Here is a 24975-nt window from a genome sequence, read left to right on the forward strand (position 1 = left end):
CGAAGTGCTAAGAGAGAAAGAAAGGCTATAGAGAGGCTCTATAGCCTGTAATACTTAATTGGTAGAAGGAAGTTCCATTATTCCATCTATTTCAATTTGTGCACCTTTTGGAAGTGCACGAACACCTAATGCAGCTCTCGCTGGGTAAGGTTGCTTAAAGTATTGGCTCATAACTTCATTTACAGTCGCGAAGTTAGATAAATCAGTTAGATAAATATTTATTTTCACTAAATCTTGAATTTGCCCGCCAGCTTCTTCACATACCGCAGTGATATTTTTAAATACCTGATGCGTTTGCTCACTAAAGTCTTCTGAAATCATTTCCATCGTTTCTGGCACTAATGGAATTTGACCAGATAAATAAACAGCGGTGCCTACTTTAACTGCTTGGCTGTAAGTGCCAATGGCAGCAGGTGCTTTGTCGGTAGAGATAAATGCTTTATTCATGTGTTTCCTATTTTACTTTTTACGATAGACTTTTTGTACATCAGGCATAACGCGAATGCGGCGCATAATGTTAGCAACGTGGATACGGTTTTTAACGGTAACCCCTAAATCTATCACGTATAAATTACTTTCTTTTTCATCGGTGGTAATTTCTACAATATTGGCTTGAGTTGTAGTAACAACATTGGTTAATTTAGCCAGAGCCCCCTGATGATTAATAATTTCAACTCTCAGAGCTGCAATATATTCTTTCTCTGGGTTATCGTCCCATTTTACAACTAAGTATTTAGAGCGCTCATTTTCCCAGCCACGGATGTTTTTACATTCTTGGCGGTGAACGGTCAGGCCCTTACCTTGGCTTACATGAGCTGTAATAGCATCGCCAGGTACAGGTCGGCAACACTTGGAGTAATTAACTAGCATGCCCTCAGTACCAATAATGGTCGCTTTGGCTTGGCTGGTAATATCAGTTAAGTCGTCACTGTCATTTTGTAATAGGCGTTTGGCAATTAACATGCTCATTAGGTTACCAGAGCCAATTTCTACAAGTAATTCAAGAAGCGTTGTTAGTTCGTGCTCCTCAAGTACTCTCGCTATATTTTCATCAGCAATGCTATCTAGTTTGTTTTCACCTAATGCTGAATCAAGTAAGCGGCGCCCTAAAAGCATAGCTTCTTCATGATGCTGGCTTCTAAGGTAGTTACGAACGCCCAAACGCGCTTTACCAGTAACAATAAAGTTTAGCCATGTTGCATTAGGGTGAGCGCCTGAGCTTGTTATTATTTCTATAGTTTGCCCTGTATCTAAGGGCCTACTTAAAGGGTGCGGCTTGCGATTAACGCGAGCGCCTACGCAGGTGTTGCCTACATCTGTATGCACGGCATAAGCAAAATCGACTGCGGTAGCACCCATTGGTAGCTCAACAATACGCCCATCTGGTGTAAATACGTAAATTTCTTCTGGGAATAGCTCAGTTTTTACATTTTCAATAAATTCAAATGATGAACCCGCACTTTGCTGAAGCTCTAATAAGCTCTGCATCCACTGGCGAGCACGTTGCTGCGAAGTATTACCTGCGCCATCACCTGCTTTTTTATACATCCAATGTGCCGCTACACCTTTGTCGGCCATATGATCCATATCATGAGTACGAATTTGAATTTCAACAGGTATACCGTGAGGACCAACTAATGAAGTATGAAGCGATTGGTAACCATTTGTTTTTGGTACTGCAATATAATCTTTAAAGCGTGTTTCAATAGGTTTATAAAGACTATGAGCTACACCTAATACACGATAACACGTATCCATAGAGTCAACTGCAATTCTAAACGCGTAAATATCCATAACTTCGTTAAATAGCAGTTCTTTATTAAGCATTTTTTTATAAATACTATATAAATGTTTTTCACGGCCTGACACAGTTGCTTTAATGCCTGATTCTTCAAGACGTGCTTCTATTTCATGTTGGATATTAGTAATAACTTCTTTGCGATTACCGCGTGCTTTAGCAACTTCCGATTTAAGTGCGCGATGACGCATAGGATATAAAGCTTGAAAACCTAAGTCTTCAAGTTCATTTTTAATATCGTGAATACCTAAGCGGTTTGCAATTGGTGCGTAAATTTCTAGTGTTTCACGCGCTATTCTGCGGCGCTTATCTGGGCGCAATGCGCCTAAAGTACGCATATTGTGTGTTCTATCAGCAAGCTTGATTAAAATGACTCGAATATCCTGAGTCATTGCCATAATCATTTTGCGGTAGTTTTCAGCTTGGAATTCTTTTTTATCTTTAAAGCTAAGCTTATCGAGCTTACTCACACCTTCAACTAGCTCTGCAACAGTTTCGCCAAATATCTCGGCTAAATCTTGTTGACTAAAATCAGTATCTTCAATTACATCATGCATTAGCGCGGCCATGAGTGTTTCATGGTCAAGATGCATGCCTGCAAGAATTTGGGTTACTTCTACTGGGTGCGTTATGTAAGGTTCGCCACTCGAGCGAGTTTGTCCTTCATGGGCCTCTCGGGCTACCACGTAAGATTTTTGAACCAGCTCTACATCAGCAGCGGGCAAGTATTCTGAGATTTTCTTTTTAAGACCTTCAAAAAGATACATTCACACTCCAATGTTCTAGGGCCTGTTGACCTTTCAGGATTAAAATTTGTTCAATCTAGGGGCGATTTAATTGTGGCGCGAGGTTTTTAGCCTAGCGGGCTAAGTAAAAATCGAGCAACAAAGAGTAAAGTGCCCCTAGGCAGAACCCTTTAGGCAGCGCATGTTTTGCATTTATGCTGCGTTATCGCCTATTTATGGGGAATAACCACACTACATAGGCTCTGCCTTGCCTAAATACCAAACATACTACTGCAAATTTAACCTCGAAAGATAAACAGCCCTAGTGAAGCAAATTAGGTAAGCTACGAATATACGATGAAAAGAGAGGATTGCCAACGGCTATAGTAGAAATACTGCGCCGTTGGCTAAATCAGACCGGGAGGTCGATTATTGGTTGCCACCAACAATAGCAGCAACAGCAGCTAATTCAGCTGCTTCTTGGTGTTGTTGTTCTTCACGGTCAATTAAGTCCATTGAAGAGCTATCAACTAAACCTAGTTCAATTTCACGTAAAGCAACTACCGTTGGCTTATCGTTTTCAGGGTCTACTAGTGGAGTTTTACCACCAACAGCAATTTGGCGGGCACGACGAGCCGCAACTAAAATTAAGTCAAAACGATTACCAACTGCATCTACTGCATCTTCAACTGTTACGCGGGCCATCACAGCACTCCAAAAATAATTTAAATCAAAGACGTAGTTTACTGCAAGCAGCCACTTTCGCCAATAGCCAGTGTTCAATTTTTATCAGTTTTACTTGTCTAAGCCTGATTTAAATAGACTTAAATTATTTAAGCAGGCTATTTAGTAAAACTTGATGGCGTTCTTCTTGCGCTTTTAGGGTTAAGCGCTGAGCCATTACAATCATTTCTATGTCGCCAAGCGCGCTCTCAAAGTCATCATTAACAATTACATAGTCGTATTCGTTATAATGTGATGTTTCAGATTGTGCTTTTGCCATACGAGAGGCAATAACCTCAGCCGAATCTTGGCCACGATTATTTAAGCGTTGCTCTAACTCTTCTTTTGAAGGAGGTAGTATAAAAATAGTTTTCACGCTTGGCATTATTTCGCGCACTTGTTGCGCGCCTTGCCAATCAATATCTAAAAACACATCAATACCCGCATCAAGTTGCGACTCAATAGCTTGCTTTGATGTGCCGTAGTAATTATCGAATACTTGAGCCCATTCAAAAAAGTCATCTTTGGCAATAAGCGCTTTAAATTCGTCTGTAGATACAAAGTGATAATGCACGCCATTTTCTTCACCTGGGCGAGGGGCGCGAGTTGTATGTGATACAGATACTTTCATGTCAGCGTGTTTTTTTAATAACGCATTGATTAAGCTTGATTTACCAGCACCTGAAGGGGCTGATAAAATAAATAAGTTACCGCGAGTTTGTGCCATGCTTTTCTCTACCTAAAAATAAACAGGCTTGGATTACAAGTAAACCAAGCCTTTAATTAACTGCATTATACTTTAATTAGCTCACCTTGCTCAAGTTAGGCGTGCTCAAGTGAGCTATGCCCAAGTTGAAGCGGGAGTGTTAGACTTTAAATAAAATTGCAGTTTAAATTTATCAACAGAACTAGCCGCTAGATATAAGTATTTGATAAGGTGAAGTATCACCTAGTAAAGGAGCCTTTATGCTTAATAAAACCTTATTTACCGCACAACAAGTAAGAGACAATGAAGCTTTAGCAGCTAAAAACAGTCATTGTGATTTATTTACACTAATGCAGCGTGCAGGAGAGGCTGTATATAAGCAATGGCAGTTATTTGATGCGCAGCATACATTAGTCATTGTTGGCCATGGTAACAACGCTGGAGACGGTTACGTTGTAGCTAGGCTTATTATGCAATCAGGTAAAAAGGTAACAGTATGCGCTGCTGAACCCGAAAAAACATTAAAAGGTGATGCTGCAAAAGCGCAGCAGCTATGGATAGAAGCGGGTGGGGTGGTTTCTCATTTTACAAAAGATGCTCTTAATGAGTGCGATATCGTTATTGATGCGCTCCTTGGTACTGGGCTTAATAGCGCCGTGCGCGATAATTTTGCGAATATAATTAACGCTGTAAATAACAGTGGTAAGCCCGTAATAAGCATTGATATTCCATCAGGCATTGAAGCAAATACAGGACAGCCTTTAGGGTGCGCAGTACAAGCTACTTCAACCGTTACTTTTGTAGGTATAAAGCAAGGGCTCACAACGACGGCAGGTAAACAATATAGCGGTAAGTTAGTTTTTGATGATTTAGCAATTGGCGATGCGTTTACTTGTATAGCTCAATCATCAGGAACCTTGATAAATATTAATAGCTTTAAAGGAATTGCCACGCGGGCAATTAATAGTCACAAAGGAAGCCATGGCAAGCTTTTATGTGTTGGTGGCAATCAAGGTACTGCAGGTGCAATTAGGTTAAGTAGTGAAGCAGCTCTTAGAACGGGTGCTGGCATGGTAAGGGTGTATACACACGAAAGCTCAATAACGCCTATTAGTATTGGCAGACCAGAGCTTATGGTAAGCAGTAATAACTTACATCAAGCGCTAGAGTGGGCAAGCTGCGTTGTTATTGGCCCAGGGCTTGGGCAAGACGAGTGGGCACAACAAACATTCGATGAAGTAATGCAATATTGCCAAAACAATAAAATGCCATTGGTTATAGATGCAGACGCCCTTAATTTACTCGCTAAGCAAGCCTCATCGTATGTGTTAGAGCAATGCGTACTTACGCCACATCCAGGCGAAGCTTCGCGACTGCTAAGTGTTAGTACCAGCGATATAGAATCAGACCGCTTTAATTATGTCCGCCTTTGCGCCAAGCGCTATAACGCGACTTGTGTATTAAAAGGCGCTGGAACATTAATAGATAATGCCCAGCACACGTGGGTGTGTGAAGATGGCAACCCAGCACTGGCAGTTGGCGGCAGTGGCGACGTACTCACTGGTATTATTGGGGCATTACTTGCTCAAGGTTTAACTATTGATGAAGCAGCACGCTATGGTGTAACACTGCACGCTAAAGCCGGTGATATCGCAAGTGAGCGAGATGGGCAAAGGGGAATGCTACCCAGTGATTTATTCCCAGTTGTAAGAGAGTTAGTTAATAAAGTGACGTGAGTTTAAGCGTCACTTTATCTCACTGATTATTAAGCTGTAATAAATCCCATTTTGTACCATATAGGTCTTCAAAAACCACTACGGTGCCATAGGGTTCTACTCGAGGTTCTTCGTTAAATGTAACGCCTTTAGAAAGCATTAAATTATAATCTCGCCAGAAATCATTAGTATGCAAAAATAAAAACACGCGACCACCCGTTTGATTACCAATAGCGCTAATTTGTTCGGGCGTTGTGGCTTTAGCAAGCAGTAGATTAGTTCTGCTCGAATTAGCTCCGTTTGAATTTGGAGGTGAAATTAATACCCAACGTTTACTATCACCTAAATCAGTATCCTCTACTAACTCAAAGTTGAGCTTTTGAGTATAAAACTCAATGGCATCGTCGTAGTCCTTAACAACTAATGCAATGCTGCCTATATGCTGTTGAACGTTAGTCATGTTTGGCTTACTCCGTACTATTAAATAAATGTGCTTTTTATCATATTAGTAAACGATTACGCAGGTATTTGCCTGTAGAGTGTAACTTTAACTAACTTGTAAGTTCGTCCTCATCATCATCGAGTGGATCGCCTGAGTCTCCTTTACGTTTACGCTGTTCTTGTTTTGCTTTTTGTACATTTTCGTATGTAGGTGGTGGGATAGGAATAATAGAAATAAGCGGAAAGAATGCTAAAAATAAATAAGCCCCCTTAGACATACTTTTACCCCACGTGACCATTTTGAGCATAGCCCAAACTACGAATGAAAATAACCCAGTCACAAGAGCAACAAAAACAAAGAAGATGAATATTTCGTTATTATTTAATAAATCCATTTAATATAAATCTTAGTTATACGCAACTTAGGTGTGGGTATAAATTAAACAATATCAATGATTTTTATTCTAAAAAGCAAAAAACCAGCCGAAGCTGGTTTTTTATATAAGCGAGGTGCTTAAACGGGGATGTTTATCACATCATTCCGCCCATACCACCCATTCCGCCCATGCCACCCATATCAGGTGCACCAGCAGATTCGTCTTTAGGGATTTCAGCTACCATTGCTTCAGTAGTGATCATTAGACCCGCAATAGACCCTGCAAACTGTAGCGCAGAGCGTGTTACTTTAGTTGGATCTAGGATACCCATTTCAATCATGTCGTTGTATTCGCCAGTTGCTGCGTTGTAACCGTAGTTACCATCGCCGCCTTTAACTGCGTTAATTACAACTGATGCTTCGTCGCCTGCGTTAGTTACGATTTGACGAAGTGGTGCTTCCATCGCACGAAGTGCAACTTTAATACCGTGGTTTTGATCTTCGTTGTCGCCAACTAAATCAACTAGCTTGCTAGCAGCACGTACAAGTGCAACACCGCCGCCAGGTACTACGCCTTCTTCAACCGCTGCACGAGTTGCATTTAATGCATCTTCAACGCGGTCTTTTTTCTCTTTCATTTCGATTTCAGTAGCAGCACCTACTTTGATAACTGCAACACCGCCAGCTAGTTTAGCCATGCGCTCTTGAAGTTTCTCTTTATCGTAGTCTGATGTTGCTTCTTCAATTTGTGCTTTAATTTGAGAAACACGACCAGTAATACCCGCTTCTTCGCCAGCACCATCAATGATAGTTGTATCATCTTTAGTGATAATTACGCGTTTAGCTGTACCTAGGTCTTCAACTGTTGCTTTTTCAAGCTCTAAGCCGATTTCTTCAGAAATAACAGTACCGCCAGTTAATACAGCAATATCTTGTAGCATTGCTTTACGACGATCGCCAAAGCCAGGTGCTTTAACAGCTGATACTTTAACAATACCGCGCATGTTATTAACTACTAATGTAGCTAGTGCTTCGCCTTCAAGGTCTTCTGCAATGATTAGTAGTGGTTTACTTGCTTTAGCAACCGCTTCTAATGTTGGTAATAATTCACGGATGTTAGATATTTTTTTATCTACAAGTAGAATAAATGGGTTATCTAGTTCAACAGTGCCTTTTTCTGGGCTGTTGATAAAGTAAGGAGATAAGTAACCACGGTCAAACTGCATGCCTTCAACAACATCTAGTTCGTTTTCAAGTGATTGACCTTCTTCTACAGTAATAACACCACTGTTGCGGCCTACTTTTTCCATTGCTTGAGCAATGATATTACCAATCTCTTGATCAGAGTTAGCTGAAATAGTACCTACTTGTGCAATTGCTTTAGTATCAGAACAAGGAACAGATAACGCTTTAAGCTCTGCAACAGCAGCAATAACTGCTTTGTCGATGCCGCGCTTAAGATCCATTGGATTCATGCCTGCTGCAACAGCTTTAAGGCCTTCATTAACAATAGACTGTGCAAGTACTGTAGCGGTAGTTGTACCATCGCCGGCTGCATCATTTGCTTTAGATGCAACTTCTTTAACCATTTGTGCGCCCATGTTTTCAAACTTGTCTTCAAGTTCGATTTCTTTTGCTACAGATACACCATCTTTAGTGATAACTGGAGAGCCAAATGATTTGTCTAGTACAACGTTACGGCCTTTAGGACCTAATGTAACTTTTACTGCGTTTGCCAGGATGTTTACGCCAGTTAGCATTTTAGCGCGTGCGTCACCTGCAAAAAGTACTTCTTTTGCTGCCATGTTTTAAATTCCTCTAAATTCTTAAATGTTTATAAACGAAAAGTAGGTTTAGCCTACAATGCCTAAAATATTATCTTCACGCATGATCAGGTACTCTTGACCTTCGATCTTTTCAACTTTTTCAACATATGAGCCAAATAACACAGTGTCACCGGCTTTAACTTCTAACGCTCTCACGTCACCGTTATCTAAAACGCGACCATTACCTACGGCTACAACTTCTCCGCGAGTTGATTTTTCAGCTGCAGAGCCAGTTAATACAATACCGCCAGCAGATTTTGTTTCTTCTTCTAGACGTTTAACGATTACGCGATCTTGTAAAGGACGAATGTTCATGTTTTTTAGTTCTCCTAACAGTTTCTGAACAGTACAGAAAAAAGCTTTTCTAATTTGCATTCATTAATGGGGGTAGAGTGTAAAATTCCAAGAGAAAAAATGATAAATTTTTAATCTTTTCGCTCATATTCGCCATCAATAGTCGTTGGTCGTTCCATTTGCCCTTGCTCTCGTTCAGCATGTTGCTGCCCAGCAAACGGCGATGGCCCTTGTTGCCTACCTGCGCTCATTCTAACAGTTGCTTGGCTAGCAAGACCTGCGGCCAGTTTGTTACGAATTGCAGGCGTTAATAATAGTAACCCAAACACGTCGGTCATAATGCCAGGGGTAAGTAATAATACCCCTGCAATTACAACGCATATTCCGGTAAATAATTCTTTGGCTGGCATTTGCCCTTGCGCCATTTGCGCTTGTACGTTTTGCAGCGCACCCATACCTTGTGTTTTAACCATTTTGGCACCTAAAATCGCGGTAATAACAACAAGTGCAATTGTTGCAAATCCGCCAATCACATCGCTTACTTGAATCAGCAAAGCGATTTCGATAATAGGGATGATGATAAACAACACAAATAAAAATCTAAACATAGCGCTCTCTAAATAATGACACTCAAAAGAGTTGATGAAATATAAATGAGGGTGACTAGGTCTCTTTTCAAGGTTAGGGCATAGGTATAGTCATTTTACTGATATTTAAGCGTCTACACATTGTATCGGCTATCAGATACTATGAAGCTAGACACTGTCCAATAAGAATAGGTTCATAATGACTACGCATTTTAAAATGATTTTTACGACTTGCAAAGACGAAGCAGAAGCACGCAGCCTAGCAAGGGCGTTGGTAGAAAAAAAGCTAGCAGCTTGTGTAAATATTTTACCTAACATGGGCTCTATTTATATGTGGGAGGGCGAAGTAGCAGAAGCAACTGAAGCCAAGCTACTTATAAAAACAAAAGCAGATAAAATGAACGATGTGTTTTTAACAATAAAAGAGCTACATAGCTACGAAGTGCCGGAGATTCAGGTTGTAGAAGTTTCAACCGGTAATTTGGCGTATTTTAATTGGATGGACGAGGTACTGAATTAATGCGTTTTTTCTTTTTATTGTTGGTTACATTATTAACCGTACCCGTAAAGGCTGCGACTAATAATGTGCTTGGTGATCTACTTGGGCCTCCGCAACAGACTTTTTTACCTGTAGACCAAGCGTTTGTTTTTGATTTTGACCAGCAAGGCAGTACCTTGTTTGTAGGTTGGGATATAGCGCCAGACTATTATTTATATAAAAAGAAAATAGAAATTATCGCCAAAGGTGCAAACATTCAAGTAGGCGACTCTGGCCGTGGCGAAATTATTGAAGATGAATTTTTTGGTAAAACAGAGGTTTTTTTTAATTCCGCGAGTGTTATTAGTAAGCTAAGTAATATAACCGAAGGCGCCGTGGTTAAAGTTCGTTACCAAGGCTGTGCAAAAGCAGGGCTTTGCTATCCACCAGAAGTAATTAGCATCCCACTTAGTGTTATTAGTGGCGCACAGGTTAAAAATGTAGATCAAAATAACACTACAGATGAAGCAGCAACTGCGCAAAGTACATTTGCAGCACTCAACGAGCCAACTACTGAACCTACAACAAATTCGGATGATACCGAAAAAGAGCTCACTTTTACTGAGCAATTAGCAAGTCAGGGCTTAATAACTAATTTACTCATATTTTTTGTTGTTGGTGTAGGCCTTGCTTTTACGCCCTGCGTATTCCCTATGTTTCCTATTTTGTCGAGCTTAATTGCGGGTCAGCAAAACCTTTCAACTAAAAAAGCGTTTGCGTTGTCGTTTGTATATATACAAGGCATGGCAGTTACCTATGCAGCGCTTGGTTTAGTTGTTGCGGCGCTTGGTGGGCAAGTTCAGGGGTATTTACAGCATCCATTTGTACTAGTTAGCTTTAGTTTACTATTTGTATTATTGGCTATGTCGATGTTTGGTTGGTACGAAATAAAACTGCCAAGCAGTATGATGAGCAAGCTAACTCAAGTAAGTAACAATCAAAAAGGCGGCAACTACGTTGGCGTATTTTTCATGGGCGTACTGTCGGGGCTAATTGCATCACCGTGTACTACAGCACCACTGTCGGCGGCGCTCTTATTTGTTGCGCAAAGTGGTGATTACTTAGTAGGTGGTTTAACACTATACGTGCTTAGTTTAGGTATGGGGTTACCACTTTTATTACTTGGTACATCTGGCGGTAAATTGCTGCCTAAAGCAGGTGGTTGGATGGAGCAAGTTAAAACCTTGTTTGGTTTTGTGATGCTCGTTGTGCCGCTTATATTACTTGAGCGACTAGTAAGCGCCGACATTATATTATTAATGGCAGGTGTGCTTGCATTAACAACGGCACTTTACCTACATCACTGGCAAAGTAGCCAAACACAAAGCAAGTTAAAAACTGCATTATGGTTTGCTGCAACGCTATTAGCTATGACAGGGTTTACGTTAACTAAAAACTACTTTTGGCCAGTACAAGCTGTGCAAGTAAGCTCACAAAGTAATGAGTTTAAAAAGGTGGCGGATTTAGCTGAGCTAAAAGAGGCCGTAGCGCAAGCGAGTAATGAAGGTCGAATGGTTATGGTCGACTTATATGCTGACTGGTGTGTGGCGTGTAAAGAGTTTGAGCATTACACGTTTCCAGATGCCAAAGTGCAAAGTGAATTTAGCCATTATCAGCTAATTCAAGTTGATTTAACTAACAGTGACAATAAAACAATTGAGTTAATGGAAGAGTACACCGTGTTTGGTTTACCTAGTATTTTGTTTTTTAACACCCAAGGTAAAGAGCTAACTACACAACGTGTAACCGGCTTTTTAAACGCAGAAGATTTTGCTAAACACCTTGCTACAGTGCGCGCCAGCGCACAATAATAGTGCAATAGAGCCACTTGGATATACCAAGTGGCTTACGACTCCCTCCTAGTTCTTCGTTCCCAAAATAGAGATTGGACCAGTATTTTGCTGCTATTTACATCGAAATCACTATAATAGTTGGTTAACGTGAGAATTTGTTGCTACATTACTTTTTTCTGCTTACTTAAAAGCGAAAAACTACTTAGCAACCGCTTAACTCATTACTTATAGGATATATCGCGTATTATGGCTGCAAAATTTAACCTTTTAGTTATAAATGGTCCAAATTTGAACATGCTTGGCAAGCGTGAACCGGATAAATACGGTTTTCAAACGCTAAGTGAAATTATGAGCGAACTAACCAGTGCCGCTGATAGTCTAGATGTTGAGTTAGCACATTTTCAAAGTAATAGTGAGCAAGCCCTCATTGAGCGAATACACAGTGCTTGGCAAGCGGTTGATTACATAATAATTAACCCTGCTGCATTTACGCATACAAGCGTTGCATTACGTGATGCATTGCTAAGTGTTGATATTCCGTTTTTTGAAGTGCACTTAAGTAATGTGCACGCACGTGAAGCCTTTCGTCATCATTCGTATTTTTCTGATGTGGCACAAGGCGTGATATGTGGATTAGGTGCAATGGGTTACCACGCAGCATTAAATGCCGCTGTGAGCCGGTTGAAAAACTCGATTTAATTTTAAATTAACACACAAACAAACAGGCGGGTCGTGTAATGGATATTCGCAAGATAAAGAAGCTTATCGAATTAGTAGAAGAATCAGGTATTGCTGAGCTAGAAATCACTGAAGGTGAAGAATCAGTACGTATTAACCGTAACAACATGAGCGCAGGCCCTGGTTACCCGCAATTTGCTCCACAGCAATATGCACCGGCGCCAGCAGCCCCAGCTCCAGTTGCAGCAGCTCCTGTAGCAGTTGAAGCAGCAGCTCCTGCAGAACCTACTGGCCATCAAGTTAAATCACCAATGGTTGGATCTTTCTATGCAGCAGCGTCTCCTGAAGCTCCAGCGTATGTAGAAGTTGGTCAGCAAGTTAAAGTTGGCGATACGCTTTGTATTATCGAAGCTATGAAAATGATGAACCAAATTGAGTCAGATAAAGCCGGTACAGTAAGAGCTATCTTAGCTGAAAATGGCGAGCCAATAGAATTTGATCAACCTCTATTCATCATTGAATAATAGCGTAACCTAAAAGGCCAACTCTAATGTTAGATAAAGTAGTCATTGCAAACCGAGGTGAAATTGCACTTCGTATATTGCGCGCCTGCAAAGAGCTTGGGATCAAAACGGTTGCTGTGCATTCAACGGCGGATCGCGATCTTAAGCATGTATTGCTTGCAGATGAAACCATCTGTATTGGTAGACCATCAGCAACTGAAAGTTATTTAGATATCCCGCGCATTATTGCTGCGGCTGAAATAACTGACGCTGTAGCGATTCATCCAGGTTACGGTTTCCTTGCAGAAAACGCTGATTTTGCCGACCAAGTTGAGCAAAGTGGTTTTGTATTTATTGGTCCAAAAGGTGACACTATTCGCCTTATGGGTGATAAAGTTTCTGCTATTTCAGCAATGCGTAAAGCAGGCGTTCCATGTGTACCAGGGTCTGATGGTCCGGTATCAGATGATAAAGAACGTAACATGCAAATCGCCAAACGAATCGGTTACCCGGTAATCATCAAAGCCGCTGGTGGCGGTGGTGGTCGTGGTATGCGTGTTGTTCGTAGCGAATCTGAACTTATTGATTCAATTGCATTAACACAGCAAGAAGCTAAGCAGTTCTTTGGTAATAGCATGGTTTACATGGAGAAATTCCTTGAAAACCCACGCCATATCGAAGTTCAAGTATTAGCAGATGGCCAAGGTAATGCAGTACATTTAGGTGAACGTGATTGTTCTATGCAACGTCGTCACCAAAAAGTAGTTGAAGAAGCACCAGCGCCAGGTATTACTGCAGAAACACGTAAATTTATTGGTGAACGCTGTACACGTGCATGTATCGAAATCGGTTACCGCGGTGCAGGTACGTTTGAGTTTTTATACGAAAACGGCGAGTTTTACTTCATCGAAATGAATACACGTATTCAGGTTGAACACCCTGTAACTGAAATGGTTACTGGTATTGATTTAATCAAAGAGCAGTTAAAAATTGCTGCGGGTCAACCATTATCATTCACGCAAGACGACGTTGTTATTCGTGGTCATGCTATTGAGTGTCGTATTAATGCTGAAGACCCTGAAACGTTTATCCCTTCACCGGGTAAAATTACACGTTTCCATCCTGCTGGTGGCTTAGGTATTCGTTGGGACAGCCATATTTACGCTGACTATACGGTTCCACCACATTACGATTCAATGATTGGTAAGTTAATTACTTACGGTGAAAACCGTGACGTAGCTATTGCCCGCGCGCGCAATGCACTTAACGAGCTAGTAATTGACGGAATTAAAACTAATACTCCTTTGCATAAGAGAATTCTTGCAGATGAAAACTTCCAAAATGGTGGTACTAACATCCACTATCTTGAGAAGAAATTAGGATTGTAATTCTAGCCTGTACAAAGGCGTTTTATCTTAGTTAATAACCCGAGTTATTAAGCTGATTTAAATAATTAAAAATCCGATATCAGGAGACTGATATCGGATTTTTTAATGCCTCTAATTTAAGTTTTATAGGCAATAAAAAAGTCCATAAAATATACTGCAAAGAGTAAATTCGATGGACTCAATATTTATATAATATGTTGAACTAACATTACACTAATTTAGATTCAATTAACTGTAGTGCTTCTTCTAAAATTGTTTCTACTGCTTTTTTAGCGCGCTCAGGATCGCGTGACTTTATAGTCTCTAAAATATCAGCGTGCTTAGCAACATCTGCGCCCGGTACACCTTTAATATGGTTTGTATAACGAATACTTACTCTAAGGGCTGTACTAATAAACTCAGTTAACTGCACAAAAAAGCGATTGTTACTGGCCACTAATATGCTGGTATGAAAAGCAATGTCGGCTTCTAATGGGTCGTCTAAGCCTTCGTCTGCTTCAGCCATACGGGCTAAGGCACTATCTATATCAGCGAGTTGTTCAGCAGTTGCATTTAGTGCTGCAAGAGCGGCCGCTTGTGGTTCAAGGGCTACGCGTACTTGAGTAAACTCTTTTAATAACGACAGTGATGGCTTGCTGCTTAAAATCCAACGTAGTACGTCGGTATCAAACATGTTCCAGCTACTTTCAGGTAACACACGAATACCTTGCTTAGGACGCGATGAAATTAACCCTTTAGCAGAGAGCATTTTTACCGCTTCGCGGGTAGCGCTGCGACTTACATCATACTTTATACATAAATCGGCTTCAGAAGGTAGGCCTTCGCTTACAGGGTAAACACCACGCACAATAGCAAAACCCAAATCGTGGGTTAATTGTTGTGTTAAATTTTGACGGGGTTGGCTTTTCATTGCGCAGGATTCCGAGTTGATATATTGCTTTATTATATATCATATATCATATTAATGTACTCAAGGATATGATATAAACTTTTAATTAGCTAAATATTTTAACACAGCAATAACGACTTAGTTTGGCTCTTTATACTGTAAATGTAAGTTTATAAAGAGTTTAAATAAAATTGAAAATGCGCTGTATGGAGAGTTGAATTTGAACACCCTAGCTCAATATCATAGTCTTTCTGGTAAAGTTATTTTTATTACAGGCGGTGCATCAGGCATTGGTAGAGCAATGGTTAAATCCTTTGTAAACCAAAATGCAAAAGTAGCATTTATAGATATTGATGATAAGGCAGCGCAATCGCTTATTCGTGATTTACTCAATGCAAAACTATGGTATAGGCAAGTTGATGTAACTGACTCTCATGCACTTCAGCAATCACTTGTGGATGCATGCGCCGCTTTTGGTGCCATTAATGTACTAGTTAATAATGTAGCGAACGATCGCCGTCAAGCAAGCGAAGACGTTACAGTGCAAGACTGGGATCAGTGCTTACAAATAAACTTAAACCCTGCATTTTTTGCCTCTCAAGTTGCTATGTCTTTTATGAAGGGCGATGGAGCGGGCAGTATCATTAACTTTAGTTCTATTAACGCTATTATGGGGCAACCTCAAATGGCAGGCTATGTAACCGCAAAAGCAGGCCTAATTGGTATGACTAAGGCACTGGCTCGCGATTACGGCGAGTTTGGTATTCGCGTTAACGCTATTTTACCAGGGTGGGTGGCTACCGACCGTCAACTAGCAAGCTGGTTTACCGAAGAAGAGCAAGTTAAGTGGATGGAAGCCATGGCGCTTAAAAAATTAGTAACTCCTGAAGATGTTGCTAATTTGGCACTCTTTTTAGCCGCCGATGAAAGCAGTATGATCACCGGGCAAAGTATTAAAATTGACGGTGGGAGGCTTTAAAGCTTGGCTACTTCATCTCTTTTTATTGCTGTTGACTGGGGCACGAGCCATTTACGCGCTTATTTGTGCGAAGTACGAGCGCAATCAACACTTAAATTATTAGCACAACGTGATGGCCCAGGTGTTGTTAAAGCAAATCAAAATTTTGAGCAAACCCTAATCGAGACCATTGCAGTGTGGAAGCAAGAATATGGCAGCTTACCTATATATATTGCAGGACAAATTACCTCAAGCATCGGCTGGCACGAAACACCTTATTTAGAATGCCCAATTAATCCCGAAGGGTTACTTAATGCTGCTGTTAGCTTTGATTGCGATGGACATATTATTAAAGCGTTACCTGGCACAAAGTGTACGCTGCAAAATGGCTTGTTTGATGTAATGCGCGGCGAAGAGCTGCAAATTTTAGGGTTTTTAAAGCAAAATCCACAGTATCAACAAGGTAAAATATTACTCTGTTTGCCTGGCACACATACCAAATGGGTGCTTATAAACAATGGCGAAATCATTTGCTTTAAAACAGCCATGACCGGTGAGTTATATGATTTGTTATGTCATCAAAGTGTTTTAATTCCTAACGACTGTGCAGAAGGTGAGTTTGACTTTAAAGCATTTGAGCAAGGCTGTGAGCTAACTTTAGGTAGTGATAGCGGTAACTTGGCACATGGTATTTTTAGTGTGCGTACCCGCCAGCTTTCAAAGGAGTTAACGCCAGTACAAGCTAAAGCCTATTTGTCGGGTGTATTAATTGGCAGCGATGTACGAGCAGCTCGCCACGCTAGTGAATGGCAATTATTAAGTGATACACAAGTTGTGGTGATTGGCACAAAGCAGCTGAATAAGTGTTTTACTACGGCGCTTAACCAAATAGGTGTGAAGTGTGTTGAGTTTGATATTAAAACAGCGACGCTTAGTGGCTTTAATTATTTATTTAATTTAGAGTCAAAAAAATAAACCCCTTTATAACGGTTAAATTATAAAGGGGTTAACAGGAAGCTATTATAACTGAATAATTAAGCGCTTTTAGCTGCTTGGTTATGCTCAATATAATCATTAAGCGCAGCAACTTGCGCCTCATTAAAACGTAGTCCTAATTTACTGCGGCGCCATAAAATATTGTATGCGTTTTCTGCCCACTCTTCATTTAGCAAGTAATCTACTTCTGCTGCAAATAAACCATGGCCAAAATCTTGGCCTAAATCACTCAGCCCAGTTGCACTACCTAAAATATGTTTAGCACGAGTACCATAAGTGCGTGCAAAGCGTTTAAGTGTTATTTCAGGTAGCCATTCGTATTTTGCTTTTAGCTCTGATTTAAGTGCTTCTACAGAGCTAAAATCACCACCAGGGAGCGGACTATGTTTGGTCCACGCATTGCTCATTTGCGGATAAAAATCTTCAAGCTTATTAACCGCAGCTTCGGCAAGTTTGCGATAAGTTGTAATTTTTCCGCCAAACACACTCAGTAGAGGTGTTTGCTTAGCATCACTCGAAAGCTCTAATTTATAATCGCGAGTAACGGCTTGTGCATTAACTGATTCGTCATCAAGTAATGGGCGTACACCAGAAAAGGTATGTACTATGTCTTCGCGTTTAATCGGTTGTTTAAAGTAGGTATTAGTAATATCAATTAAGTAATCAATTTCTTCATCACTAATTTTAACGTCTTGTGCTTCACCTTTGTGTTCTACATCGGTTGTGCCAATAAGTGAGAAGTCATCTTCAAACGGAATAACAAACACAATACGCTGATCTTTATTTTGTAAAATATAAGCTTGTTTTTCATCGTGAATACGAGGCACTACAATGTGGCTACCTTTTACAAGGCGAATATTTTGTGGTGATTTTTCTGTTAGTGCTTCGTCAAATAATTTAGCAACCCAAGGACCCGCAGCATTAACAATCCCTTTGGCAGAAATGGTGTATTTAGCTTTACTCTTTTGCTGCTCAAGCGTTACCTGCCATTTACCTTGCTCACGTTTAGCATGTACACACTTAGTTTGCGTGGTAATAACAGCACCTTTTTGCTGCGCTGCTAGGGCGTTTAAAACGACTAGGCGAGAGTCATCAACCCAGCCATCTGAGTATTCAAAACCTTTAGTAATAGAGGGTTCTAAAATGCTATTTTCACCAAATTTAATGCTTCGAGAACCCGCTAGTGTTTCGCGTTTTGCTAGGTTGTCATACATAAACAAGCCAATACGAATCATCCACGCAGGGCGGAGGTGTTTTTGATGCGGCAATCTAAAGGTTAGCGGCCACATAATATGAGGTGCGTTTTTAAGTAGCACTTCACGCTCTGCTAGCGCTTCTTTTACTAATCTAAATTCGTAATGCTCAAGGTAGCGCAGACCGCCGTGGATCAGCTTAGAACTGTTTGAAGATGTTGCACAGGCAAGGTCTGATTGTTCGCACAATAGAACTTTTAACCCTCTGCCAGCTGCATCAGCTGCTATTCCAGTGCCGTTTACACCGCCACCGATGACTAGTAAGTCATATTCGTTATCTGCTAATTCCACCGAGCTAACCTTTTTATTTGTAATATAAATAAGACATAAACATCATAAAGCTGCTGTTTTCATTTGACAATAGAAAACCCAGTTTTTTATTCGTTAATTTTGACGCCAATCCATTTTCAATTTAAAGCAGTAAAACATGCCTTTTAAATCTAGCATTTAGCTAAGTTAAAAAAGCAAAGTGGCTAAAGTACTGGCCTTAACCACTTAGTATTTACTGCGGGCAGTTTTTATTCGTTAAGCACACTTGAGCTACGCAGTGCTGCCATTTTGCGTATAGATCGTTACGCTCGTCGGCACTCATGGTGGGCTCAAAGCGACGGTCGCATGTCCACATTTTAGATAACTGTTCAGTTGACTCGTACACACCTGCTTGCAAGCCTGCTAAATAAGCGACCCCTAAAGAGGTGGTTTCGGTCACTGTTGGTCGCTCAACTGTTGCACCTAAAATATTTGATAAAAAGGTCATAACCCAATTATTTTTTACCATACCGCCATCTACACGAAGCACACTTGGGCGAAGGCCATCACGCTCCATCGCTTTTTGTAAATCTTTGGTCTGGTAGCCAACTGATTGCAGCGCTGCAGCAACAATAGTGCTAATACCAGAGTCGCGTGTTAGCCCTAAAATAGCGCCACGTGCATTAGGGTCCCAATAAGGAGCGCCTAAACCAGTAAACGAAGGCACTAAAAATACACCATGATCGAGCGGTACATCTTTAACTATCGACTCACTTTCGCCAGCATGGCTAAGTAGTTTTAAGCCTTCAACAATCCACTGCATAGTTGCGCCAGCCATAAATATACTGCCTTCAATGGCGTAAGTTGGCTTGCCGTTTAATCTATAAGCAACAGTGGTCAGTAAGCGGTTTTCTGAGGTCAGTGCTTTTTCGCCAGTGTTAAGCATTAAAAAACAGCCAGTACCGTAAGTACTTTTAGCCATGCCTTGTTCAAAACATGCGTGTCCTACAAGCGCAGCTTGTTGATCGCCTGCAATACCATAAACACGAATTGGCGCGCCAAAAATGTCAGCGCTGGTTGAACCAAACTCGTCAGCTGAATCCATTACTTCTGGCAGCATAGATTCTGGAATATCGAATAACTCTAAAAGCTCTTGATCCCACTGCTGGGTATGAATATTAAATAACATGGTGCGCGATGCATTGGTTGCATCGGTTCGGTGCTCTTTACCGCCAGTTAGCTGCCAAAGTAGGTAAGTGTCAACCGTACCGAAGGCGAGTTCGCCTGCAAGGGCTTGTTCGCGTGCGCCTTCAACGTTATCTAAAATCCAACGAACTTTAGTGGCCGAAAAATAAGGGTCGAGCAGTAAGCCTGTTTTATCGCTTATTGTTTGGCAAAGCTCATCAGTTGTTAGGCTTTCGCAATAGTCACTGGTGCGACGGTCTTGCCATACAATAGCGTTATAAATTGTTTTGCCTGTTTTTTTGTTCCATACCAAAGTGGTTTCGCGCTGATTGGTGATACCAATGGCAATAATTTCTTCAGGCTTTACATCGTTTTTAGTTAACACTTCGCGACTAGTGCTAAGCACTGTTTGCCAAATATCGTTAGGGTCGTGTTCTACCCAACCATTTTGTGGAAAATGCTGCGAAAATTCTTGTTGTGCTGTACCAAAAACGTCTGCATCTTTTGTAAACAAGATGGCCCGAGAGCTTGTGGTTCCTTGATCAATTGAGAGTATGTATTTGGACATGATATTTGTGTTATTTATCTTATCTTATATATGACTAGATTGCCTTTAACCGAAGTTAATGGCAATGGTTTTTTCTTAAAATAGCAGATTAAAAAATAAACACGCCAATATTTGCTGGTAACTCTTTTATATAAAAGGCGTTTTATTTTTGCATTATTTTAAGGGCGTATGCGGCTATTGATTAAAACAACCGCTTAAAGCTTATTATTACTTGGTGTGAGGTTTAGCTTGTTGCCAATCCATACCGGTAGAAAAGCGATTATCAAACCCGCGCCACTGTGGCAGCGGCTTACCATCAACAACAGCTTGGTCGCCGTTTTGTGGTAAATCTAAGTATTTACACTCGCTGGCTATGCCTTTTACGTGGCAATCCATCATGGCAAGTACAAAGTGTTTGTTGGTCTCGTTTAGTGTGCGCATAGACCACGAAGGCTCATAGTAATGGCCTATATCTAGCTCACTGCTGCTTTGTGCAATAGCAGGGGCTGGGTGTGGTGCTATATTATGGCGTGCATTTTTGTAAGTAAGCATGTACTTATCTTTGCTGCCTGTTTGTTCATAAAGACTTTTAATGCCTTCATAGCCTGAAATGTCATCTAAGTCACCAGCTACATAAAGCGAAGGTACTTTAATATTTTCCATTGCTTTGGCATCAAATATAGCGTGCTGTCCGCCCCATGGTGCAAAGGCCACCATCGCTTTTATGCGAGGGTCTATTTTTGGGTTTTGGTATTGTCCACCAGCGCAGCTGTTTAGTAATTGCTGTACTTTTTTAATTTGAGCTGGGTCTTTCATACCCGTAAACATAGCCGTAGTTTGCTCATTAAAAGCGTAACAACCACCTATCGTATTTACCGCGCCATAGCCACCCATTGAGTAACCAATTACACCTGCGCTTTTGTTATCTACCTGCTTGCTGGCAAAGTTGTTTTGCTCATTAAAGTAATTAATTACAAACTGCTGATCGCGTGAGCGATTTATAAGCGTGCTAAAAAAGCCAGAAAACGGTGCGTTTTCAAAATCAACATCGGCATTGGTTGAGTCAGTATGGTCAATAGCTACAACAATGTAACCGTGCGACGCTAAATGCTCGCCAAGGTAGTACATAATTGTACGGTAACCGGTATAACCGTGCGAAAGCACAATGACAGGGTAGTGCTCTTTATTATTAATGACGACATCACGCATTGCATCGGCTTGCAAAGTAAACTCCTTACCTGAGCGAGTTTCATCTGTGTAGCTGGTAAGTAGCGCTTTTGCTGTATTTGCAGCCGGATACCACACCTCTACTTTTAAAGGACGATCTTTTTGACCTTGTGTAGCGGGGTCAAATTGCGCAGGGTTAACTAAATCAAGTGTTTGCACACCTACATTGTAGCTACCTTTAGCTGCAAGCTCTGGCAGTACTTCGCTAGTGATTGGCGGGTATAGCTGCTCTGGTTTATTAGATTCAGCAACAGCTACACTGGCAGATAAACTGCACGTTGCAAGTAATATGGCTTTTGAAAGCGCCTTGAGTGTGTGTGTCATTGTGTGTCCTTGTTGTGTATTTTTATTTTTTAATTAGTCAGTTCAGCCGACTCGACGGCATTGCTGTATTGCAGCTGCCACTGTGCTCGCAAGGTATCCATTATGTTCATAACTCGTAAGCTAGTACTGAGGGGCAACACGCTGCTTTGAGTTTGTTTTTGTAATATACACTGCGTGACATGTGCAATTTCAAACTTAAAGTTTTCATCGTCACTAAAGTTGTATTCAAAGTACTGAGGGTCTTGGTCTTTTATGTGTAGCTTTAGCGTTTGTGCACCTACAAACTGAGGTATTCGAATATAGCCAAGCTCACCATTAATACATGCTTCTGTTGGGCCATTTTGCTGCAGTGCGCTGGCAAGAGATGCAAATTGCCCATTACCGTAATCAACTATAGCAGTGCTTCGCTCATCAACGCCGGTTGTGCTTTTATGTACAAAGGAGTTGATGTGTTCAGGGGCTTTATTAAATACCACATCAGCAATCGAAATAGGATAAATACCTAAATCGAGCAGGGCGCCACCCGCTGTTACAGGGTTCATTAATCGGTGAGTGTCGGCAAAGCTGCCAGGTAAACTAAAGTTGGCATTAACACTGTGCACATTACCAATAACACCTTCACTTAGGAGCTGTTGTAATTTTACTATGGCTGGTAAAAACCGCATCCAAACGCCTTCCATTAAAAAGCAGTTTTGTTGCTTGGCAAGCTCAGTGAGACTTTGCAACTGCTTAGCATTAACGGTGATTGGTTTTTCGCTTAGCACGTGCTTATTGTGTTTTAAGCATTGGGCTATCGTTTTAAAGTGTTGATCGTGGGTATTGGCAATATAAATAGCATCTATATTTGGGCATTGCATAAGAGCTTGATAGCTTTCATAGCCTTGAATATTGTACGGTGTGGCAAATTCTTTAGCGCGCTGTATACTCGTTGATGCCGCGCCAATAAGCTGTGCATCACTGCAATGCGCAATGCTTGTAGCAAAGGTGTGAGCTATATTGCCACACCCAATAATTCCCCAATTAACCTTTGCCATGCTTATTCCTTAAGTTTATTTAAAAAGACGTAATTTGTAATCCTGAACCCGCTGAACATACGTAAATATCAGCATTTAAATTAAAGCGTTCAAAGTAATGCTTTTCTACCGCTGCTTTAATTAGTGGTACTTCCGCATCACGACATAAACATACAATTGCGCCACCAAAACCACCCCCTGTCATACGAACTGCGCCACGCTCGCCCATCGCTTCTTTACAAATTTCTACTAAGCCATCGGTTGCAGGTACGGTTACTTCAAAGTCGTGTTTAAGTGATTGATGCGATGCTGCCATTAGCGTGCGAAGTGCATCCATATCGTTATTTTGTAGTGCAGTAGTTGCTGCAATTACACGGTCGTTTTCGCTAATTACGTGGTGTGCACGTTTATATTCGTTTTCGCTTAATGTCGCTTTTACTGCTTGCAGGCCAGCCATGGTGGCTTGGCGAAGTGTTTCTACACCCATTTTTACAGCAGCTTGTTCGCAGTCAATACGGCGCTGGTTGTATTCGCTATCAACCAACTTACGCGGGTAGTTTGAATTAACAATAACAATATTTAAATCATCAGGAACTTTAACTGATTTGGTTGCGAGGTTTTCACAGTCGATTAATAGTGCATGACCATTCTCGCCTTTAGCTGAAATAAGCTGATCCATAATGCCGCATTGGCAATGCATAAAGTCGTTTTCGGCTTCTTGACCAAATAGCGCAATTTGCTCTGGCGGTAAACCAAGCTGTGCAATATGGTTAAACATACCGCCTACAGCAACTTCTAGTGCGGCCGATGACGACAAGCCACTACCTTGCGGTAAGTTGCTGTCAATAAGTAGGTCGGCGCCACGCAGTGTGTAGCCCGCTCTTTTAAGAACATAAGTAACAGCACGAATGTAGTTACCCCATTGCGACTGGCCTTCAGTGATTTCTTCATCAACACTAAAGCTGTCTTTTTCGCCTGGGTAATTTAAAGAATGCACAGTAATAATATTGTCGTCGCGCTCTTTAAACATCACTTGGGTACGAAACTCTAACGAACACGGTAAAACAAAACCGTCGTTGTAGTCGGTAAATTCGCCAATAAGGTTTACACGCCCCGGTGCTGCTGCAATACCTTGAGCAGGCGCGCCATACAGTGACAAAAATTGTTGTTGGAATTCGTTAAGCTTCATCTGTGTGTCCTGCTGTATCTTTATAGTGTGTTGTACTGGCTGCTTTTAAAATAGAAGCAGCGGTTTCTGCGCTTAAATCGCGCTGGCTTTCGCCTAGCATTTCGTAGCCTACCATGTGTTTTTTAACAGTAGCAGAGCGAAGTAGCGGCGGATAAAAATGGGCATGCAAACGCCAATGTTGCTCATCAGAGCCTCTGTTAGCCGGTGCATTGTGCCACCCCATTGAGTATGGGAAGCTGCAATTAAATACGTTGTCGTACTTAGTGGTTAATACTTTAAGTGCCTGAGCCAAAGAGTCTGTTTGCGCATCGTTTAGCTGGCTAAAGTTTTGAATGTTATCTTTAGTTACTAGCATTGTTTCAAACGGCCATGCTGCCCAAAATGGCACAACAACAAGCCAATGTTCGTTTTCAAATACAACACGTGTTTGATCTGCTTGCTCTTTTTGCGCGTAATCGGCAAGCATAGCTGTGCCATGCTTTTTATAATAGGCGAGCTGCTGGGTATCTTCGGCTTCTATTTCGGTTGATAAATGCGAGTGAGCCCAAACTTGGCCGTGAGGATGAGGTTGCGAACAACCCATGATCTCGCCTTTATTTTCAAAAACTTGTACACATTCGTACTGCTGTGCAAGCTCTGTGTAATTTTCTTTCCAGGTTTTTACTACTTCGTGCAATGCATCGTGCTCAAGCTCTGGAAGTGTTTTATTATGCTCTGGAGAAAAACAAATTACGCGGCATTCGCCACTGGCTTCGTCGGCAATAAATAAATCGCTGTCTGACTCTAAGCTTTGTAATTGCTCGCTGGCATTAGGTGTTAATGCGCCAAAGTCATTTCTAAATACGTGTGTGTATTTATAATCAGGGTTACTGTCGCCATTTGCACGGGTATTACTTGGGCAAAGTGGGCAGTTTTCATCGTGTTTTGGTAATACGTTTTCGTTAACGGCTTCTGTTGCGCCTAACCATGGACGGTTATTACGATGTGGTGACACTAATACCCAACGACCCGTTAGCGGATTTTTACGTCTGTGAGTACTTTCTAATAAAGCCAT

At 41.2% G+C, this 24975-nt stretch carries 24 protein-coding genes; 8 read left to right on the plus strand and 16 right to left on the minus strand.

Annotated features, from left to right (window positions below; translation table 11 throughout):
* Window positions 1-54 precede the first annotated feature (54 nt).
* The 4 genes from H5117_RS09960 to gmk all read right to left on the minus strand — a co-directional run bounded on the left by H5117_RS09960 (window position 55) and on the right by gmk (window position 3973).
* Entirely contained in the window at window positions 55-447 is a 393-nt protein-coding gene (locus tag H5117_RS09960) for a RidA family protein (RefSeq protein ID WP_182737554.1), read from the minus strand.
* Window positions 448-459: 12 nt separating this feature from the next.
* Window positions 460-2565, minus strand: a complete 2106-nt coding sequence (gene spoT, locus H5117_RS09965) for a bifunctional GTP diphosphokinase/guanosine-3',5'-bis pyrophosphate 3'-pyrophosphohydrolase (RefSeq protein WP_002958827.1) — start codon at window positions 2563-2565, stop codon at window positions 460-462.
* 387 nt (window positions 2566-2952) lie between these two features.
* Window positions 2953-3228 carry a DNA-directed RNA polymerase subunit omega gene (gene rpoZ / locus H5117_RS09970; protein WP_002958829.1) on the minus strand — a complete coding sequence of 92 codons (276 nt, stop codon included), beginning with the start codon at window positions 3226-3228 and terminating at the stop codon, window positions 2953-2955.
* A 124-nt stretch (window positions 3229-3352) separates the two neighbouring features.
* Window positions 3353-3973 carry a guanylate kinase gene (gene gmk / locus H5117_RS09975; protein ID WP_182693853.1) on the minus strand — a complete coding sequence of 207 codons (621 nt, stop codon included), beginning with the start codon at window positions 3971-3973 and terminating at the stop codon, window positions 3353-3355.
* Window positions 3974-4212: 239 nt separating this feature from the next.
* Between gmk and H5117_RS09980 the strand changes: the two genes are divergently transcribed.
* Entirely contained in the window at window positions 4213-5688 is a 1476-nt protein-coding gene (locus H5117_RS09980; protein ID WP_182737557.1) for an NAD(P)H-hydrate dehydratase, read from the plus strand.
* Window positions 5689-5707: 19 nt separating this feature from the next.
* Here the strand turns inward: H5117_RS09980 and H5117_RS09985 are convergent, their stop codons facing one another.
* The 5 genes from H5117_RS09985 to H5117_RS10005 form a co-directional block, all read right to left on the minus strand.
* On the minus strand, window positions 5708-6127 hold the full coding sequence (locus H5117_RS09985) for a VOC family protein (RefSeq protein WP_182733773.1): 420 nt from the start codon (window positions 6125-6127) through the stop codon (window positions 5708-5710).
* Window positions 6128-6218: 91 nt separating this feature from the next.
* Window positions 6219-6503 (minus strand): hypothetical protein, encoded by a 285-nt coding sequence (locus tag H5117_RS09990; protein WP_182737592.1) that lies wholly within the window; start codon window positions 6501-6503, stop codon window positions 6219-6221.
* A gap of 136 nt (window positions 6504-6639) precedes the next feature.
* Complete coding sequence (gene groL / locus H5117_RS09995) at window positions 6640-8289, minus strand: chaperonin GroEL (RefSeq protein ID WP_002958835.1); 1650 nt, start codon at window positions 8287-8289, stop codon at window positions 6640-6642.
* A gap of 48 nt (window positions 8290-8337) precedes the next feature.
* Window positions 8338-8625, minus strand: a complete 288-nt coding sequence (locus H5117_RS10000; protein WP_002958836.1) for a co-chaperone GroES — start codon at window positions 8623-8625, stop codon at window positions 8338-8340.
* A 110-nt stretch (window positions 8626-8735) separates the two neighbouring features.
* The gene (locus H5117_RS10005) at window positions 8736-9212 is read right to left on the minus strand and encodes an FxsA family protein (protein WP_002958838.1); all 477 of its coding nucleotides are present in this window, start codon (window positions 9210-9212) and stop codon (window positions 8736-8738) included.
* Between the two features lie 178 nt (window positions 9213-9390).
* Between H5117_RS10005 and cutA the strand changes: the two genes are divergently transcribed.
* From cutA to accC, 5 genes are all read left to right on the plus strand, one after another.
* On the plus strand, window positions 9391-9711 hold the full coding sequence (cutA, locus tag H5117_RS10010; protein ID WP_002958839.1) for a divalent-cation tolerance protein CutA: 321 nt from the start codon (window positions 9391-9393) through the stop codon (window positions 9709-9711).
* A complete protein-coding gene (locus tag H5117_RS10015; RefSeq protein ID WP_182737559.1) occupies window positions 9711-11540 on the plus strand; it encodes a protein-disulfide reductase DsbD in 1830 nt (609 codons plus the stop codon). Before cutA ends, H5117_RS10015 begins: the two co-directional genes overlap by 1 nt.
* A 228-nt stretch (window positions 11541-11768) precedes the next feature.
* Entirely contained in the window at window positions 11769-12221 is a 453-nt protein-coding gene (gene aroQ, locus H5117_RS10020; protein WP_002958841.1) for a type II 3-dehydroquinate dehydratase, read from the plus strand.
* A 38-nt stretch (window positions 12222-12259) separates the two neighbouring features.
* Window positions 12260-12724, plus strand: coding sequence for an acetyl-CoA carboxylase biotin carboxyl carrier protein (gene accB, locus H5117_RS10025; protein ID WP_002958842.1), 465 nt, complete (start codon window positions 12260-12262; stop codon window positions 12722-12724).
* 26 nt (window positions 12725-12750) lie between these two features.
* On the plus strand, window positions 12751-14091 hold the full coding sequence (accC, locus tag H5117_RS10030) for an acetyl-CoA carboxylase biotin carboxylase subunit (protein WP_002958843.1): 1341 nt from the start codon (window positions 12751-12753) through the stop codon (window positions 14089-14091).
* 208 nt (window positions 14092-14299) lie between these two features.
* Here accC and H5117_RS10035 read toward each other — a convergent pair whose 3' ends face one another.
* On the minus strand, window positions 14300-15001 hold the full coding sequence (locus H5117_RS10035) for a FadR/GntR family transcriptional regulator (protein WP_024596672.1): 702 nt from the start codon (window positions 14999-15001) through the stop codon (window positions 14300-14302).
* Between the two features lie 199 nt (window positions 15002-15200).
* Here H5117_RS10035 and H5117_RS10040 point away from each other — a divergent pair, with 199 nt between their 5' ends.
* Both H5117_RS10040 and H5117_RS10045 read left to right on the plus strand, forming a co-directional pair.
* Complete coding sequence (locus H5117_RS10040) at window positions 15201-15959, plus strand: SDR family NAD(P)-dependent oxidoreductase (RefSeq protein WP_182737561.1); 759 nt, start codon at window positions 15201-15203, stop codon at window positions 15957-15959.
* Window positions 15960-15962: 3 nt separating this feature from the next.
* Window positions 15963-16913, plus strand: coding sequence for a 2-dehydro-3-deoxygalactonokinase (locus H5117_RS10045; protein ID WP_182737563.1), 951 nt, complete (start codon window positions 15963-15965; stop codon window positions 16911-16913).
* Between the two features lie 59 nt (window positions 16914-16972).
* On the opposite strand, the gene glpD is transcribed toward H5117_RS10045, so the two are convergent.
* From glpD to H5117_RS10075, 6 genes are all read right to left on the minus strand, one after another.
* Window positions 16973-18478 (minus strand): glycerol-3-phosphate dehydrogenase, encoded by a 1506-nt coding sequence (gene glpD, locus H5117_RS10050; protein ID WP_182737565.1) that lies wholly within the window; start codon window positions 18476-18478, stop codon window positions 16973-16975.
* 211 nt (window positions 18479-18689) lie between these two features.
* The gene (gene glpK, locus H5117_RS10055) at window positions 18690-20189 is read right to left on the minus strand and encodes a glycerol kinase GlpK (RefSeq protein ID WP_182737568.1); all 1500 of its coding nucleotides are present in this window, start codon (window positions 20187-20189) and stop codon (window positions 18690-18692) included.
* 207 nt (window positions 20190-20396) lie between these two features.
* The gene (locus H5117_RS10060; protein WP_182737570.1) at window positions 20397-21719 is read right to left on the minus strand and encodes a dienelactone hydrolase family protein; all 1323 of its coding nucleotides are present in this window, start codon (window positions 21717-21719) and stop codon (window positions 20397-20399) included.
* A gap of 29 nt (window positions 21720-21748) precedes the next feature.
* Complete coding sequence (locus tag H5117_RS10065) at window positions 21749-22753, minus strand: Gfo/Idh/MocA family protein (RefSeq protein WP_182737572.1); 1005 nt, start codon at window positions 22751-22753, stop codon at window positions 21749-21751.
* 19 nt (window positions 22754-22772) lie between these two features.
* Window positions 22773-23921 carry a galactokinase gene (gene galK, locus H5117_RS10070; RefSeq protein ID WP_024606495.1) on the minus strand — a complete coding sequence of 383 codons (1149 nt, stop codon included), beginning with the start codon at window positions 23919-23921 and terminating at the stop codon, window positions 22773-22775.
* Entirely contained in the window at window positions 23911-24975 is a 1065-nt protein-coding gene (locus tag H5117_RS10075) for a UDP-glucose--hexose-1-phosphate uridylyltransferase (RefSeq protein WP_182737573.1), read from the minus strand. Before H5117_RS10075 ends, galK begins: the two co-directional genes overlap by 11 nt.

Source organism: Pseudoalteromonas sp. SG45-1, assembly GCF_014164135.1.
In the GTDB taxonomy this organism is placed as follows: domain Bacteria; phylum Pseudomonadota; class Gammaproteobacteria; order Enterobacterales; family Alteromonadaceae; genus Pseudoalteromonas; species Pseudoalteromonas distincta.